The organism is Mesorhizobium sp. M7A.F.Ca.CA.002.04.1.1, from assembly GCF_004022805.1.
In the GTDB taxonomy this organism is placed as follows: Bacteria; Pseudomonadota; Alphaproteobacteria; order Rhizobiales; family Rhizobiaceae; genus Mesorhizobium; species Mesorhizobium ciceri.
In genome coordinates, this window is record NZ_RZPL01000064.1 from 1 (window position 1) to 13,246 (window position 13,246).

The 13,246-nt window shown below is 63.4% G+C and carries 11 protein-coding genes; 1 reads left to right on the forward strand and 10 read right to left on the reverse strand.

Annotation, left to right across the window (positions count from 1 at the left end):
• The 5 genes from ENZ75_RS05620 to ENZ75_RS05640 form a co-directional block, all read right to left on the reverse strand.
• Positions 1-804 (reverse strand): aminotransferase class III-fold pyridoxal phosphate-dependent enzyme (locus ENZ75_RS05620; RefSeq protein ID WP_128277952.1); only part of this gene is annotated, 804 nt, incomplete at its 3' end.
• Positions 805-876: 72 nt separating this feature from the next.
• Entirely contained in the window at positions 877-2,334 is a 1,458-nt protein-coding gene (gene phnY, locus ENZ75_RS05625) for a phosphonoacetaldehyde dehydrogenase (protein WP_063167534.1), read from the reverse strand.
• A gap of 228 nt (positions 2,335-2,562) precedes the next feature.
• On the reverse strand, positions 2,563-3,819 hold the full coding sequence (gene phnA / locus ENZ75_RS05630; protein WP_063167533.1) for a phosphonoacetate hydrolase: 1,257 nt from the start codon (positions 3,817-3,819) through the stop codon (positions 2,563-2,565).
• Between the two features lie 24 nt (positions 3,820-3,843).
• A complete protein-coding gene (locus ENZ75_RS05635; protein ID WP_063167532.1) occupies positions 3,844-5,043 on the reverse strand; it encodes a 2-aminoethylphosphonate--pyruvate transaminase in 1,200 nt (399 codons plus the stop codon).
• Between the two features lie 125 nt (positions 5,044-5,168).
• A complete protein-coding gene (locus ENZ75_RS05640; RefSeq protein ID WP_063167531.1) occupies positions 5,169-6,869 on the reverse strand; it encodes a Na/Pi cotransporter family protein in 1,701 nt (566 codons plus the stop codon).
• A 155-nt stretch (positions 6,870-7,024) separates the two neighbouring features.
• Here ENZ75_RS05640 and ENZ75_RS05645 point away from each other — a divergent pair, with 155 nt between their 5' ends.
• Positions 7,025-7,894, forward strand: coding sequence for a LysR substrate-binding domain-containing protein (locus tag ENZ75_RS05645; RefSeq protein ID WP_013533042.1), 870 nt, complete (start codon positions 7,025-7,027; stop codon positions 7,892-7,894).
• Here ENZ75_RS05645 and ENZ75_RS05650 read toward each other — a convergent pair.
• The 5 genes from ENZ75_RS05650 to ENZ75_RS05670 form a co-directional block, all read right to left on the reverse strand.
• On the reverse strand, positions 7,891-10,368 hold the full coding sequence (locus ENZ75_RS05650) for an FAD-dependent oxidoreductase (protein ID WP_063167530.1): 2,478 nt from the start codon (positions 10,366-10,368) through the stop codon (positions 7,891-7,893). The two genes, ENZ75_RS05645 and ENZ75_RS05650, sit on opposite strands and share 4 nt — an antisense overlap.
• 77 nt (positions 10,369-10,445) lie before the next feature.
• Complete coding sequence (locus ENZ75_RS05655) at positions 10,446-11,240, reverse strand: DeoR/GlpR family DNA-binding transcription regulator (protein ID WP_063167529.1); 795 nt, start codon at positions 11,238-11,240, stop codon at positions 10,446-10,448.
• Between the two features lie 75 nt (positions 11,241-11,315).
• Positions 11,316-11,972 carry a GntR family transcriptional regulator gene (locus ENZ75_RS05660; RefSeq protein WP_063167528.1) on the reverse strand — a complete coding sequence of 219 codons (657 nt, stop codon included), beginning with the start codon at positions 11,970-11,972 and terminating at the stop codon, positions 11,316-11,318.
• Between the two features lie 189 nt (positions 11,973-12,161).
• Entirely contained in the window at positions 12,162-13,040 is an 879-nt protein-coding gene (locus ENZ75_RS05665; RefSeq protein ID WP_013533046.1) for an SMP-30/gluconolactonase/LRE family protein, read from the reverse strand.
• A 46-nt stretch (positions 13,041-13,086) separates the two neighbouring features.
• The coding region (locus tag ENZ75_RS05670; protein ID WP_164887740.1) for a 3-keto-5-aminohexanoate cleavage protein at positions 13,087-13,246 on the reverse strand (160 nt) is incomplete at its 5' end.

Sequence of the window (13,246 nt, forward strand, 5' to 3'; positions counted from 1 at the left end):
GTCGAAGATCAAGAGCGTGCCGTGCCGGTCGCAGGCCTCGCGCACCCGCTTCCAGAAGCCTGGCGGCGGCGGGTTTGGCGTCGCCCGCATCGGTTCGGCGACGACCGCCGCCACGTCCTGCTCGCGGCCAAGGACGTAGGCAATCATGTTGGCGCAGGCGAGGCCCGATGCTTCCAGGGAATCGTGGCCATAGGGGCAGCGATAGCCGTCCCAAGGCGCGACGTGCTCGGTGCCGGTCATCATCGGGCCTGATATGTGCGAGCGGAAGGTCGCCTCGCCACCAACGCTTGCTGCGCCGAAGCCGGCGCCATGGAACGCATCCCAGAACGACACCGTCTTGAAGCGGCCGGTCGCGGCGCGGGCGATCTTCAGCGCGACCTCGATGGCGTCCGAGCCGCCGGTGGTGAACAGCACTTTGCCGAGATTGCCGGGCGCCAATGCCGCCAGCTTCTCGGCCAGTTCGACGGCGGGCTCACAGGTGAAACGGCGCGGCGCAAAGCAGAGCTGATCGAGCTGCTTCTTGATGGCGGCCACAAGCCTCGGGTGGCCATAGCCGAGGTGATGGACGCTGTTGCCGTGGAAATCCATGAAGCGGCGACCGGCGGTGTCCTCGATCCAGATGCCTTGCGCCTTGGCGATCGTCGACAAACAGGGGCTGGACAGGCTCTGGTGCATGAAGGCGGCCGCGTCGCGATCGAGCAGGCCGCGGATCCGCGGATCGCCCTGCCCGGCATCCCAGCGACCGCGAGCCGCTGTGGTGTTGGAATCGCCTTCGGTGTGCACAAGTTCAGATATCGCGGCCATCATGGTCTCCGAAATGCGAATGAGGGAGCGGCGAACGCTCCCTCGATTGTTCTATCCGTCAATGCCGTCCGGTCAGGACCAGGGCAGCGAAAATGTCTTCACATTGGTGTAGCTCTTCATCGCTTCGATGACGCCTTCCTTGTAGCCGTTGCCCGAATCCTTGATGCCGCCGAAGGGCGACATCTCGATGCGATAGCCCGGCACTTCCCAGATGTTGACGGTGCCGACCTGAAGGCCGGCGATGTATTTCTGCATGCGCGGAAAAGAGTTGGTGCAGACGCCCGACGACAGGCCGAAGGCGGTCGAGTTGGAGAGCGCAATCAACGCCTCGTCATCGTCCGGCGCACGCACGATCGGGATGATCGGCCCGAAGGTTTCTTCCATGACCAGCTCGGATGTATGCGGCACGCGATCGACGACGATCGGCGGCAGCAACGCGCCCTGACGACCCGGATTGTAGAGGATTTCGGCGCCTTGCTCGGCAGCCATGTGGACGCGGGCTTCGAACAGCGCCGCCGCCTTCTCGTGCACGACGGTGCCAAGGTCGGTCGCGCGGTCCATCGGATCGCCGAAGCGGATCTTCTTCGCCCGCTCCAGCACCAGCGGCACGAAGCGGTCGGCGACGCTTTCCTGGACCAGGATGCGCTTGACCGCCGTGCAGCGCTGGCCGGAGTTTTTCGTCGCTCCGGCCACTGCTAGGTCCGCCGCCTTTGCCAGATCCTCGTCCGACAAATCGTTGAGGATGATCAGCGGGTCGTTGCCGCCGAGCTCCAGCACCTGGCGCTTGTAGCCGGCGGTGCGGGCGATCATCTTGCCGACCGGCACGCCGCCGGTGAAGGTGATCAGGTCGATGTTTTCATTGGTGATCATCTCGTTGCCGATATCGGCCGGCCAGCCGGTCACCACCGACAGCATTTCAGGCGGCAAACCGGCTTCATAGAGAATGTCGGCCAAGAGAAGCGCCGTCATCGGCGTCAGTTCGGTCGGCTTGACCACCACGCAATTGTTGGTGGCGATCGCCGGCGCCACCTTGTGCGAGACCATGTTGAGCGGATGATTGAACGGCGTGATCGCCGAGATCGCCTTCAACGGCTCGCGAGTGGTGAAGATCTTGCGCGCCTTCCCGTGCGGGGTGAGGTCGCAGGAGAAGATCTGCCCGTCATCCTGGATGCACATCTGCGCCGACAGCGTGAACACGTCATAGGCACGGCCGACCTCATAGAGCGAGTCCGTCTTGGAGATGCCGAGCTCGAGCGTGATGAGATCGGAGATTTCATCGCGGCGCGAGGCCAATGCCTCGGCGGTGCGGAACAGTATCTGCTGACGCTCGTAGCGGGTCAGCTTCGATTTGTAGCCGGCGGCGATCTCGAATGCCTGGCGGGCGTGATCGGCGCGGCCGGCCGGAACGGTGCCGATGACGGTGTCGTTCCAGGGATAGCGAACCTCGACGACGCCTTCGGCATCGACTCGTCTGCCGGCGATGCGCATCGGCTCGTGGCGAACTTTGATGGCGGGGTCGAGCTTGGTCATGGGTTCTGCTCCAGCAGATTCTTGTTGCGCGGAGGATTCGACCCCCACTCCGGCCCTTCGGGCCACCTCTCCCCCGATCGACGGGGGAGAGGAAATCAGGCGAGGTCAGTGCCTCAACGTTTCCAGGTTAAGCCGCGGCTAACCCTGGCGCCTTTCCTCTCCCCCGTCGATCGGGGGAGAGGTGCCGAGCGAAGCTCGGCGGAGTGGGGGTCGACAATCACGCTCGACTCAAGCCAGCGCCGCCGCCATGGTGGCGTAGTAGAAGGCATCGAAATTGCGCAGCGTCGGCTCGTTCGGAAATTCCGGCAGCACACGATTGACGATGAACGGCACCTCCTGCTCGGTCAGCCCGCCATGCGACCGTAGCGGCTCGTTCAGAGCCGCCAGGTCATGGCGATGTTCCGAGGTGCCGATCGTCTTGTTCTCGGTCGAGATCAGCACGATGTCGCCGATGCGATCGGCCGGCAGTTCGAAGCGCTCGCAGGCGGTCGGGCTGTCGACGACCAGCATGATGCTATCGATCTTGGCCAGCCTGGCCATGATATCGGCCTGGTCGGCGCCATCAGGCAGATAGGCGGTGGCGAAGGAACCCAGCGCGCCATGATGCACGACATAGGGGTCGGTGATCGGCAGGATGACGCGGGCGGCATCTTTGCCCAGCCACTCGTCGAGAAGGTCCTGGACATAGACGACATCAGGCGAACCGTCCGCCTTGTGCTTGGGCTTCATGCCATGGTCGGCGGTGACGACGATGGCAGCACCCAGCGCATCGAGCTCGGTCAGGTATTTGTCGAACATCTCGTAGAAGGCGTTGGCCTGCGGCACGCCGGGCGCATATTTGTGCTGCACATAGTCGGTGGTCGTCAGATACATGATGTCGGGGCGGAATTCCTTCAGCAGCTGGACGCCGGCGGCGAAGACGAATTCCGACAGCTCGGCCGAATAAACCTCCGGCACCGGCAGCCCAAAGTGCTTCGAGGCATTGTCGATGCCGTGCTCGGCCTTGCTGGTGGTGTCGGATTTTTCCGCAGAGAAGCACAGCGCGCGGCCTTCGTCGAAGGCGAGGCCCTTGCCGAGCAGCGCACGCAGCTTGTCCTTGGCGGTGACCACGGCGACCTTGGCGCCGGCATCGTAGAAGGCCTGGAAGATGGTCGACGCGCGCAGGAAGCGCGGGTCGTTCATCATCACTTCCTTGCCGGTCTCGCGCTCATAGAGATAGTTGCCGCAGATGCCATGCACCGACGGCGGCCGGCCGGTGGCGATCGACAGATTGTTGGGGTTGGTGAAGCTCGGAATGACAGAGTGCGCAAAGCGCACCGTGCCCTTCTGCTTGATCCTGACCAGAGCCGGCATCAGCCCGGCCTTTATCGCTTCGTCGAGATAGGCCGGCTCGCAGCCGTCAAGGCAGATGGCGATCGCCGGCACGCGCGGCCAGGCATAGGTGCGGCCGTTGACCGACACGGTGACAGGAGACATCTGGTTCATCTGATATCCTCGAAGTCGGCCGCTTCAGGCGGCGAGTTTGGCGCGTTCGGCAAGTGCCGCGGCGGGTGGGGCGGCGGTGTCGACGCCCATTTCATGAAGCGAGAACGCTGCCGCCTCGACGACGCGGCGCATGACATGTTCGTCCATCTGGCCGATGCAGCCGACGCGGAACGAATCCACGGCGGTCAGCTTGCCCGGATAGATGATGAAGCCCTTGTCCTTCATCAGGTCGTAGAAACGGTCGAACGCGAAACTGGCATGAGCCGGGTTGAAGAAGGTGACGATGATCGGCGACAGCCAGCGATCCCGGAGCAGTGTCTCGAAACCGAGGTCGCGCATGCCGGCCACCATAACGTCGCGGTTCCTCGTATAGCGGGCGCCACGGCCGGCGACGCCGCCTTCGGCCTCATGCTGGCGCAGTGCTTCGAGGAAGGCGGCCACGACATGCGTCGGCGGCGTGTAGCGCCACTGGCCGGTCTTGTTCAGGTGCGCCCACTGGGCGTGGACATCGAGCGACAGCGAATGGCTCCTGCCTTTGGCGGCCTCCAGTTCGCTCTTGCGCGCGATGATGAAGCCAAAACCCGGAACGCCTTCGATGCACTTGTTGGCGGACGAGACCATCGCCTCATAGCGGATTTCGTTGACGTCGAGCGCCACGGCGCCGAACGCACTCATGGAATCGACCAGCAGCTTGCGACCCTTGGCATGGACGGCTTCGGCAATTTCAGCGACCGGGTTGAGGATGCCGGAACTGGTCTCGCAATGGATGGCGATGACATGGGTGATATCAGGGTCGGCCGCGAGGGCCGCTGCCACCTCGTCGCCGCGCGGGGGCAGATAGTCACCCTTGTCGATCAGCGTATAGGCGCGGCCGAGATACTGCATGGTCTGCGCGGCGCGCAGGCCGTAGGCGCCGTTGGCCAGCACAAGAACCTTGCCGTCCCTGGGCACGAACGACCCCAGCATCGCTTCGACGCAGAAAGAACCGCTGCCTTGCATCGGCACGCAGTCGAACTCATCGTTCCTGTCCCCGGTCAGCGCCAGCAGCCGGCGACGCATATCCGATGTCATGGCGCGGAAGTCGCCGTCCCACGATCCCCAGTCGCGCAACATCGCCTGCTTGACCGAATAGGCCGTGGTGAGCGGCCCCGGGGTCAGAAGATACGGCTCGCCCAGCGCCGGGCTGGCCAGCGGCTCCGCGGCAAATTTCGTCTCGGCGAGCATGTTGTCCTCCGCTCGATCTGCGTTCGATGTGGCCTTATTCTTGGCCTGAATGATCTATTTGTAAAATCGTTATTTTGTATCGATGTATAGATTTTAGTGATGGCCTGCCGGGCGGGAATCCGTCCTCAGGCCATTGCAGGAGCCCTCACTTCCGCAGCCCCTCTCGCCAGCCGGCTTTCGAGCAGATCACCGCTCTGCGTCAGCAAGGGATAAGCGACCGAGGCCATCAGCGAGTTGATCTCCTTCAGCGCCCGCACGGCCTCCAGGTGGATGTCGCTGGTGTCGATGCTCTGCGGCATTCCCGATTGCAGGCGCTTGAGGTGACGGTCGTGGCTCGTGCGTTCCAGTCTGCGCATCCGCTCCTTCTCGACGACGAGTTGCCGCGCCGAATCGAGATCGCTCGACACCAGCACATTGAGTGCAAGCTGCATGTTGGCCATGACACGGTTGTGAAGCCCGGCCAGTTCGCTCCAGCCGTCGCGTGAGAAGCGCAGGTTCTTGTCACGCAGCTCCTGGGTGAGCACGAGCAGGTTCTTGGCGACGATGTCGCCGGCGCGTTCGAGATTGATGGCGAAGTCGGTGAGCTCGATGCCGCGCTGCGCTTCGGCCACGCTCATGCTGCCGCGATTGACTTCGGCAATGTAGAGCTTGATTTCGGTATGGGCGCGGTTGACCTCCTCATCGAGTTTTTGAGCCTGGCGTATCTGGTCGCCGGTGCCGGCGTCGAAGAAATCCATCACTGGGCGCAGCATCACCTCGACGACTTCGCCCATGCGCAGCAGCTCGCGGGTGGCACTGGCTAGCGCAAGACCGGGTGTGCGCATGACGGTGCGGTCGAGCGCGCTGGTGCGGCGCGACATCAGGTCTCCACCCTCTCCGGCCTTTGCCACCGGCCTGTCTGCGATCAACAAGGCGACCAGCCGCTCCATCATGCCGGTGAACGGCAAGCAGCAGATGACCAGCACCAGATTGAAGGCAAGGTGCAGGTTGACCAGCTGGCGGCCTTCGGTTGCGCCGAACAGATGCGCCGGGAAGGTCACGGCCTGAAGCGCGAACAAAGCCGCCAGCGCCGCCGTGCCGCGAAAGATCAGATTGCCGAGCGGGATACGGCGCGCCTCGACGGCTTCGCCGCGCGTCAGCCAAACCGCGATCAGCGCGCCGCCGCAATTGGCGCCGAGGATGAAGAACAGACCGACCTCGACCGGCAAGACGCCTTGTGCGGCAAGCGTGACGAACAGCAGGATCGCCGCGACGCTGGAGTGGATCAGCCATGTGAACAGGGCAGCGGCGGCAAAGGCGGTGAAATAGTCCGCGCGCAGATAGGAGATCACCAGTGGCAGCAAGGTGCTCTGCCGCATCGGTGCGGTCGCCTCGCCGATCATATGCAGCGACAACAGGACGAAGGCGACCCCCATCAGGATTCGCCCGCTATGCCTGATGCCAGCCACTTCGAACTTCAGGGCCATCGCGCCGCCGACCAGGATCAGCGCCGGCACAAGCCAGCTGAGGTCGAACGACAGCACCTGCACGACCAGGGCGGAACCGAGATCGGCGCCCAGCAGGATCGCCAGCCCGGCCGACACCGAAACCATGCCGCTGGCGGCAAACCCGGCCGCCAGGATAGCGACGGCGGTCGAGCTCTGCAGCAGCACGGCAAGCACGGTGCCGACGCCGGCCGATCTGATCCGCTCACCCCGGGCTTGCCTCAGGGCATCACGCAAAGCGGGCCCGCAGGCCCGCTCGACACCCGTGCGCACCATATGCACGGCCCAGAGCAGCAGCATGACCGCACCCGCCAGATGCAGCAGGATGATGGAAAATTGCATGGCGACGCCTCCGGTGCCAACGGCCGGCAGGGATGTCGACCCATGCTCAGGCTGAGGGTCGGCAAAACATAAGTCAAATCGTTCCTTTCGATCTTTTCCTAAGCAATCCTTATGATAAGATGTCGGCGATTTCAGAAGTGTCGGAGGCACGGGAGATGCGCTACGTCCAGTTGCGAGCCTTTCACCAGGTGGCCATCTGCGGTGGCTTTTCTCGCGCCGCCGAGGCGCTCTTCCTGACCCAGCCGGCGATCTCGGACCAGGTGCGCAAGCTCGAGGAAGAGTATGATGTGCTGCTGTTCAACCGGAACAAGAAGCAGGTCACGCTGACCCATTCGGGCCAGAAATTGCTCGAAATAACCCACCGCATGTTCGATACCGAGCAACAGGCGCTCGAACTCCTGACGGAGTCCCGCGCCCTGCGTTCCGGCACGCTGCGCATCGTCGCCGATGCCGCACATCATCTGCTTCATATTCTCGGCAGCTTCCGGGCCCGCTACCCCGGCGTGCAGGTTTCGGTGCGCGCCGGCAACACCGAGACGGTGATCAGCAGCCTCTACAGCTACGATGCCGATATCGGCGTGCTGGGCGAGGTGCCGACGGGGCGCGATTTCGAGGTGCTGAAACTCAACTCGACGCCGATCATCGCGTTTGCATCCGTCGACCACCCGCTGGCCGCGAAAAAGTCGCTCACCCTCAAGCAGCTCGCGCAGGAATCACTGGTCATGCGCGAGCGTGGATCGAAGACGCGTCAGAAACTCGAAGATCTCGCAGCCGCCTCGAAAATCGAATTGAGGCCGGCGATCGAAGCCGAGGGCCGCGAAGCCGTCCGCGAGATCGTCGCCTCGGGCGCCGGCATCGGCTTTGTCTCGGCGGCCGAATTCGGCCAGGATTCGCGGCTGGTGCCGATCACCATCGATGCTCCCGAGACCCTGATGGACGAGGCGTTGATCTGCCTGCGTGAACGCAGCGGCGGCAAACTGGTGCGGGCTTTCCTGGATATGGCGCGCTCGATGTCAGCGGATTAAGCGGCGGCCCTGATCTCCACCGCATCAGCCTTCACCCGCTCCGACTTCGGGTCGTAGGGGCTGCGCAGATGTGCTGTCGCGGCATGGCGAACGCCGGCAAGGTCGATCTCGAAACGACCACCGGTGAGAAATGCAGCGTCGACGCCCGCCTCGTTCTCGATCAGGCCGAGCGCCACCGAGCGGCCAAGCGTGTGGCCGTAGGCGGCCGAGCGGACTTCGCCGACCGGCTTGCGGTCGCGCAGGATCAGTTCGCCGCCCCACAGCATCGGCTCGGCATCATCGAGCGTGAACAGCACGATGCGTCTTGCCGGTGCTGCCGATGGCTTCGTCTCAACCAGCGCGTCGCGGCCGATAAAGTCACCTGGCTTGTCCATCGCCACGGCGAAGCCAAGCCCGGCCTGCCAGGGGTCGATATCAGGCGTCAACTCCCTGCCCCAGGCGCGAAAACCCTTTTCGATGCGCAAGGCATCGAGCGCATAGTAGCCGGCGTCCAGCAGACCGAATTCACGGCCCGCCTCATGCAACGCCTCATAGACGCCGACGGCGAATTCTGTCGGCACGATCAGTTCCCAGCCCAGTTCGCCGACATAGGTCATACGGTTGGCATAGGCGGTGGCATAGCCGATATCGATCTCGCGGATGGTGGCGAAGGGAAAGCCGGCGTTGGAAAGATCGGCCGAGGAGAGTTTGCCCAGCAGATCGCGTGATCGCGGTCCCATCAACGCCAGCACCGCGTAGGACGAGGTGACGTCGGTCACGATTGCATGCGCGTCGGATGGAATGTTTTTGACGATCCAGTCGGCATCGTGGACAGCTTGTGCGGACCCGGTGACGATGAGGAATTTCTCCGCGCCGAGCCGCATAACGGTGAGATCGCTCTCATAGCCACCGCGTGCATTGAGCACGCCCGTGTAAACAGACGTACCGTCCGGTACCTCAATATTTCCGGCGCAGATCCAGTTGAGCACGGCGCAGGCATCGCGGCCCTGCACGAGGAGCTTGGCGAAAGAGGTCTGGTCGAAGACGGCGACGGCTTCGCGTGTCGCCTTCATTTCGCGCTTGACCGCCTCGTGCCAGTTCTGGCGGCCGAAGGCATAGTCGTTCTCGGTCTTCTCTCCCGGTGCCGCGAACCAGTTGGCGCGCTCCCAGCCCATCTTGGAACCGAAGCAGGCACCTTTGGCGGCGACCCGGTCGTAGAGCGGCGAGCGGCGGAACGGCCGCGCCGTGTCCAGTTCACGGTTCGGCCACGGCATGGCGTAATGCAAGCCGAGCGTTTCCTTGACACGGTCATGCAGCCAGCGCGGATTGTTGTTGAAGGAGGCGAAACGCCTGATGTCGACCGGCCACAAATCCATGGTCGGCGCGCTGTTGACGATCCATTCCGCCAGCGCCCTGCCCGCGCCGCCGGCGCTGGCGATGCCCATGGAGTTGAAGCCGGCGCCGACATAGAAATTCTTCAGTTCCGGCGCCTCGCCGAGGAGAAAATTGTTGTCCGGCGTGAAGCTTTCGGGACCGTTGTAGAATTTCTTGACCTCGGCCTTGGCCAATTGCGGCACGCGGACCAGCGCGTTTTCCATCAGGATCTCGAACTGATCCCAATCGTCCGGCAACAGCGCGAACTCGAAATTTTCGGGAATGCCATTCATGCCCCACGGCTTGGCGTGCGGCTCAAAGCCACCCATGACCAGGCCGCCGACCTCTTCCTTGAAATAGATGAACCCGTCGGGGTCGCGCATGACCGGCAGGTCCGGATGCACGCCCTCGATCCTGCCGGTAACGATGTACATGTGCTCGGCCGAATGCAGCGGCACCGAGACGCCGCACATCAGCCCGACCTTGCGCGCCCACTGGCCGGCGCAATTGACGACGATCTCGGCGGCAATGTTGCCGCGGTCCGTCTCGACACCGCAGGCGACGCCGTTCTTCACGCTGATGCCGGTGACCTTGACCCGCTCGAAAATTTTCGCGCCGCGATTGCGCGCACCCTTGGCCAGCGATTGCGTGAGATCGGTCGGATTGGCCTTGCCGTCGCCCGGCAGCCAGACGGCTCCGACCAGATCGTCGGTCGCCATGACCGGCCATAGATCGGCCGCCTCCTTCGGCGAAATCACGTCGATCTCGACGCCTTGGGCGCGAGCCGATGCGGCCGTGCGCTTCAGCACCGTCATGCGGTCGGCGGTCCGCGCCACCGACAGCGAGCCACAATTCTTCCAACCGGTGGCGAGCCCGGTCTCGGCCTCCAGCTCGCCATAGAGCTGCGTGGAGTATTTGATCAGGCTGGTCATGTTGGAATGACTGCGCAACTGGCCGACAAGCCCTGCGGCGTGCCAGGTGGTGCCACCGCTGAGTTGCCCCTGTTCGAGCAGCACGACATCGGTCCAACCGAGCTTCGTCAGATGATAGGCGACCGAGCAGCCAATGATACCGCCGCCGACGATGACGACGCGCGCTTGCGTAGGGAATTCGTTTGCCATGGGACATCCTGCCGTTTTGACACCGGTTGGATCATAGCAGCCGAATTCCAAATATCAACACAAAATACCACAAAATATCACATCAAAGAGGCAATCATCAGCTCAGGCCCTTTGCGCGCAAGCGCTTCAGCGATGTCAGCCTGCGGTTTCGCGTCGACGATCACGCCGGCGGCGCGTTGAAAATTCGGAATCCTGAGCGGCGTCAGCTTTGCGAACTTGCTGCTGTCGAGAACGAAGTAGGTTTTGGCGGCAAGCGCGATCATGCGGCTGCGCTGTTCGGCGCCGGCGCGGGTGAAATCGGTCACCTCGCCGTCGGGCGACAGCGCGCCACCACCGAGGAACGCGATGTCGACGCGAAAGCGCGACATGGCTTCGAGCATGTCGATTCCCGAGGCCGCTTCCTCGCCCGGATCGACTTCGCCACCCAGCACATGCACGCGCATGCCTGAGACGTGGCACAGCAGAAGCGCGATCTTCAGGCTCGCCGTGCAGATGGTGAGATCGCGCAGGTCGGCCATGGCTTGTGCGATGGCCAATGTGGTGGTGCCGGAATCGAGGAACACCACCATGCCGTCCTTTACAAGACCGGCGGCCAGCCTGCCGATCGCGGCCTTGCCTCCGGCATTTTCGTGGCTGCGCAAGCTCATTGCCGGTTCGCTCGGCTCGAAGCGGGCGGCGCCGCCATGGACGATGCCGAGCCGTCCCTTATCCGACAGCAGCTTCAAATCACGGCGGATGGTTTCGCGCGAGACATCGAAGAACCCGGCCAGTTCGGCGACACTGACAGACCCCTGGGCGCCCAGCCGCCGCAGGATCTCTTCGTGGCGACGTGGAGCAAGGGCGCGCGCCGGCAGGCTGCTGTCGGGGGACATGATGATCCTCGGATCGAGTAGCGATGTTGCAATATGTGGCAGTGATCGTGCGCAGAGGCAACTCAAGCCATGTCGTCAGGATTTTCGCGACAGGCCATCTTCCCTGATCGCGCTGACCAGCGTCTCGCTTCCCTCGCGAAGATGCTGCCTCAGAATGCCTATGGCCCTGTCGCCGTCGCGCCGCCGGCAGGCGGCCAGCAGATCGCGGTGCTCCGTCTGCGAGCGGCTGCGATAGTCCAGGTTCGACAGCAGGATGCGGACGTAGCGATCGGCGGCATTGTGGTGCGCCTCGATTAAGGCCAGCAATCGATTGTTGCCGCAGGCATCGTAGAGAGCCAGATGAAAGGCACGGTTCAGCGCGCCCCATCGGCCGACATTGCGCTCCGCGTCGATCTGATCGAGAACCTGTTCCGCCTCGTCGAGCCTGTCACCGGCGAGATTGGGAAGCGAAAGCCGCAACGCCTCGCATTCGAGCAATTCGCGCAGTGCATAGATTTCACTGATCTCGGCGCTGTCCATCCGGGCGACCTGCGCGCCTTTTGTCGGATGGATGGAAACAATGCCTTCGGCTTCCAATTGGCGAAGGGCGTCACGAATTGGCATGCGGCTGAAGCCAAACTGCTCGGCCAATTCGTCCTGGCGCAGCGAAGTGCCCGCCTTGATGGTGCCACTGGCAATCGCTTCGCGCAGGACATTGGCGACCTGTTCGGCCACGGTTCGCGGCCCCTGCATCACGCTTTCCGCAAATCCTGGCAATCGATGCTCCCGTTTGACGCGGGGCGCTCAGCCTAACGGAAACCCCTCTGCATGGATATATGTATGCCTGTATATGCACACGTTCGGCATCAATTGCCAGACTTGCCCGAATTCCTGCGCCAAGGCCTGATCTGCGTATTTTACCGGCGCTTCGCTTGCCTGGCGTCAGCCGCCGAAGCGCGGTTCCGCAACGCCCCTAACGCCAAGGCCTGATATGGCGAACAGGCTGCCGCGCAAAACGCCGTCGCCGGGAAAACGCGGCAGCGGCGGCTTGGCCATCGAGGTGACGTAGAGGGTGTCGAGCTTCGGTCCGCCGAACATGACGCTGGTGATCTTCTTGACCGGCATGTCGATGATGCGATCGATGCTGCCATCGGGCGCGTAGCGCACCAGCCTTCCGTCATAGACCAGCGCATTCCAGAGATAGCCCTCGGCATCGACGGTCGAGCCGTCCGCCGCACCGCCTCGGCTGGTGTCGACGCGCACGAAGGTACGCCTGTTGGTGGCGGCACCGGTGGCGATATCGTAGTCGTAGGCCCATATCTCGCCGGTCCAGGTATCGGCGAAATAGAAGGTGCGGTCGTCGGGGCTCCAGCATGGACCGTTGGAGCAGATGATGCCGGAATCGATCCGGGTGACGGAAAAATCCGGATCGAGCCTGTAGAGACCGCCGGACGGCCCCTCTTCCATCGTATCCATGGAGCCGGCGAAGAAACGGCCGCGCCGGTCGACCTTGCCGTCGTTGAGCCGGTTCATCGGCTTGTCCGGCTCGGGATCGTGGATCAGCGTCACCTCGCCGGTGGCGAAATCGAGCAGATGGAAGCCGCGCTGCAGCGAGACGACAGCGCCGCCGCCGTCCTTGCGCAGCGCCATTGAGCCGATCTTCATCGGCACGTCCCATGACCGGATCTCGCGCCCGTCGGCGGTCGCCCGAAACACGCGCCCGTCGAAGCTGTCGATCCAGTAGAGTCGTTCCTGTTCGACGTCCCACAGCGGTCCTTCGCCCAGTGTGGTCTTCACGTCCACCACGACTTCGATCTTCATGCCGTCCTCCTCCGTTTTGCGTCTCGCGGCGATTGCTCGGGCCGCCTCAGAAAGCGACCTTGTCCCCGCCTTTCAATGACAGGATTTCGCGTGCCTCGTCGGGCGTCGCCACCTCCATGCCGAGTCCTTCGATGATCTTGCGGGCCAGCAAGACCTGCTCGGCGTTCGATTTGGCAAGCTTGCCCTTGCCCGCCCACAGACTGTCC

Coding starts and splice junctions, on each gene's coding strand:
- phnY (WP_063167534.1), bottom strand. CDS start 2,334: ATGACCAAGCTCGACCCCGCCATCAAAGTTCGCCACGAGCCGATGCGC.
- phnA (WP_063167533.1), bottom strand. CDS start 3,819: ATGAACCAGATGTCTCCTGTCACCGTGTCGGTCAACGGCCGCACCTAT.
- ENZ75_RS05635 (WP_063167532.1), bottom strand. CDS start 5,043: ATGCTCGCCGAGACGAAATTTGCCGCGGAGCCGCTGGCCAGCCCGGCG.
- ENZ75_RS05640 (WP_063167531.1), bottom strand. CDS start 6,869: ATGCAATTTTCCATCATCCTGCTGCATCTGGCGGGTGCGGTCATGCTG.
- ENZ75_RS05645 (WP_013533042.1), top strand. CDS start 7,025: ATGCGCTACGTCCAGTTGCGAGCCTTTCACCAGGTGGCCATCTGCGGT.
- ENZ75_RS05650 (WP_063167530.1), bottom strand. CDS start 10,368: ATGGCAAACGAATTCCCTACGCAAGCGCGCGTCGTCATCGTCGGCGGC.
- ENZ75_RS05655 (WP_063167529.1), bottom strand. CDS start 11,240: ATGTCCCCCGACAGCAGCCTGCCGGCGCGCGCCCTTGCTCCACGTCGC.
- ENZ75_RS05660 (WP_063167528.1), bottom strand. CDS start 11,972: ATGCAGGGGCCGCGAACCGTGGCCGAACAGGTCGCCAATGTCCTGCGC.
- ENZ75_RS05665 (WP_013533046.1), bottom strand. CDS start 13,040: ATGAAGATCGAAGTCGTGGTGGACGTGAAGACCACACTGGGCGAAGGA.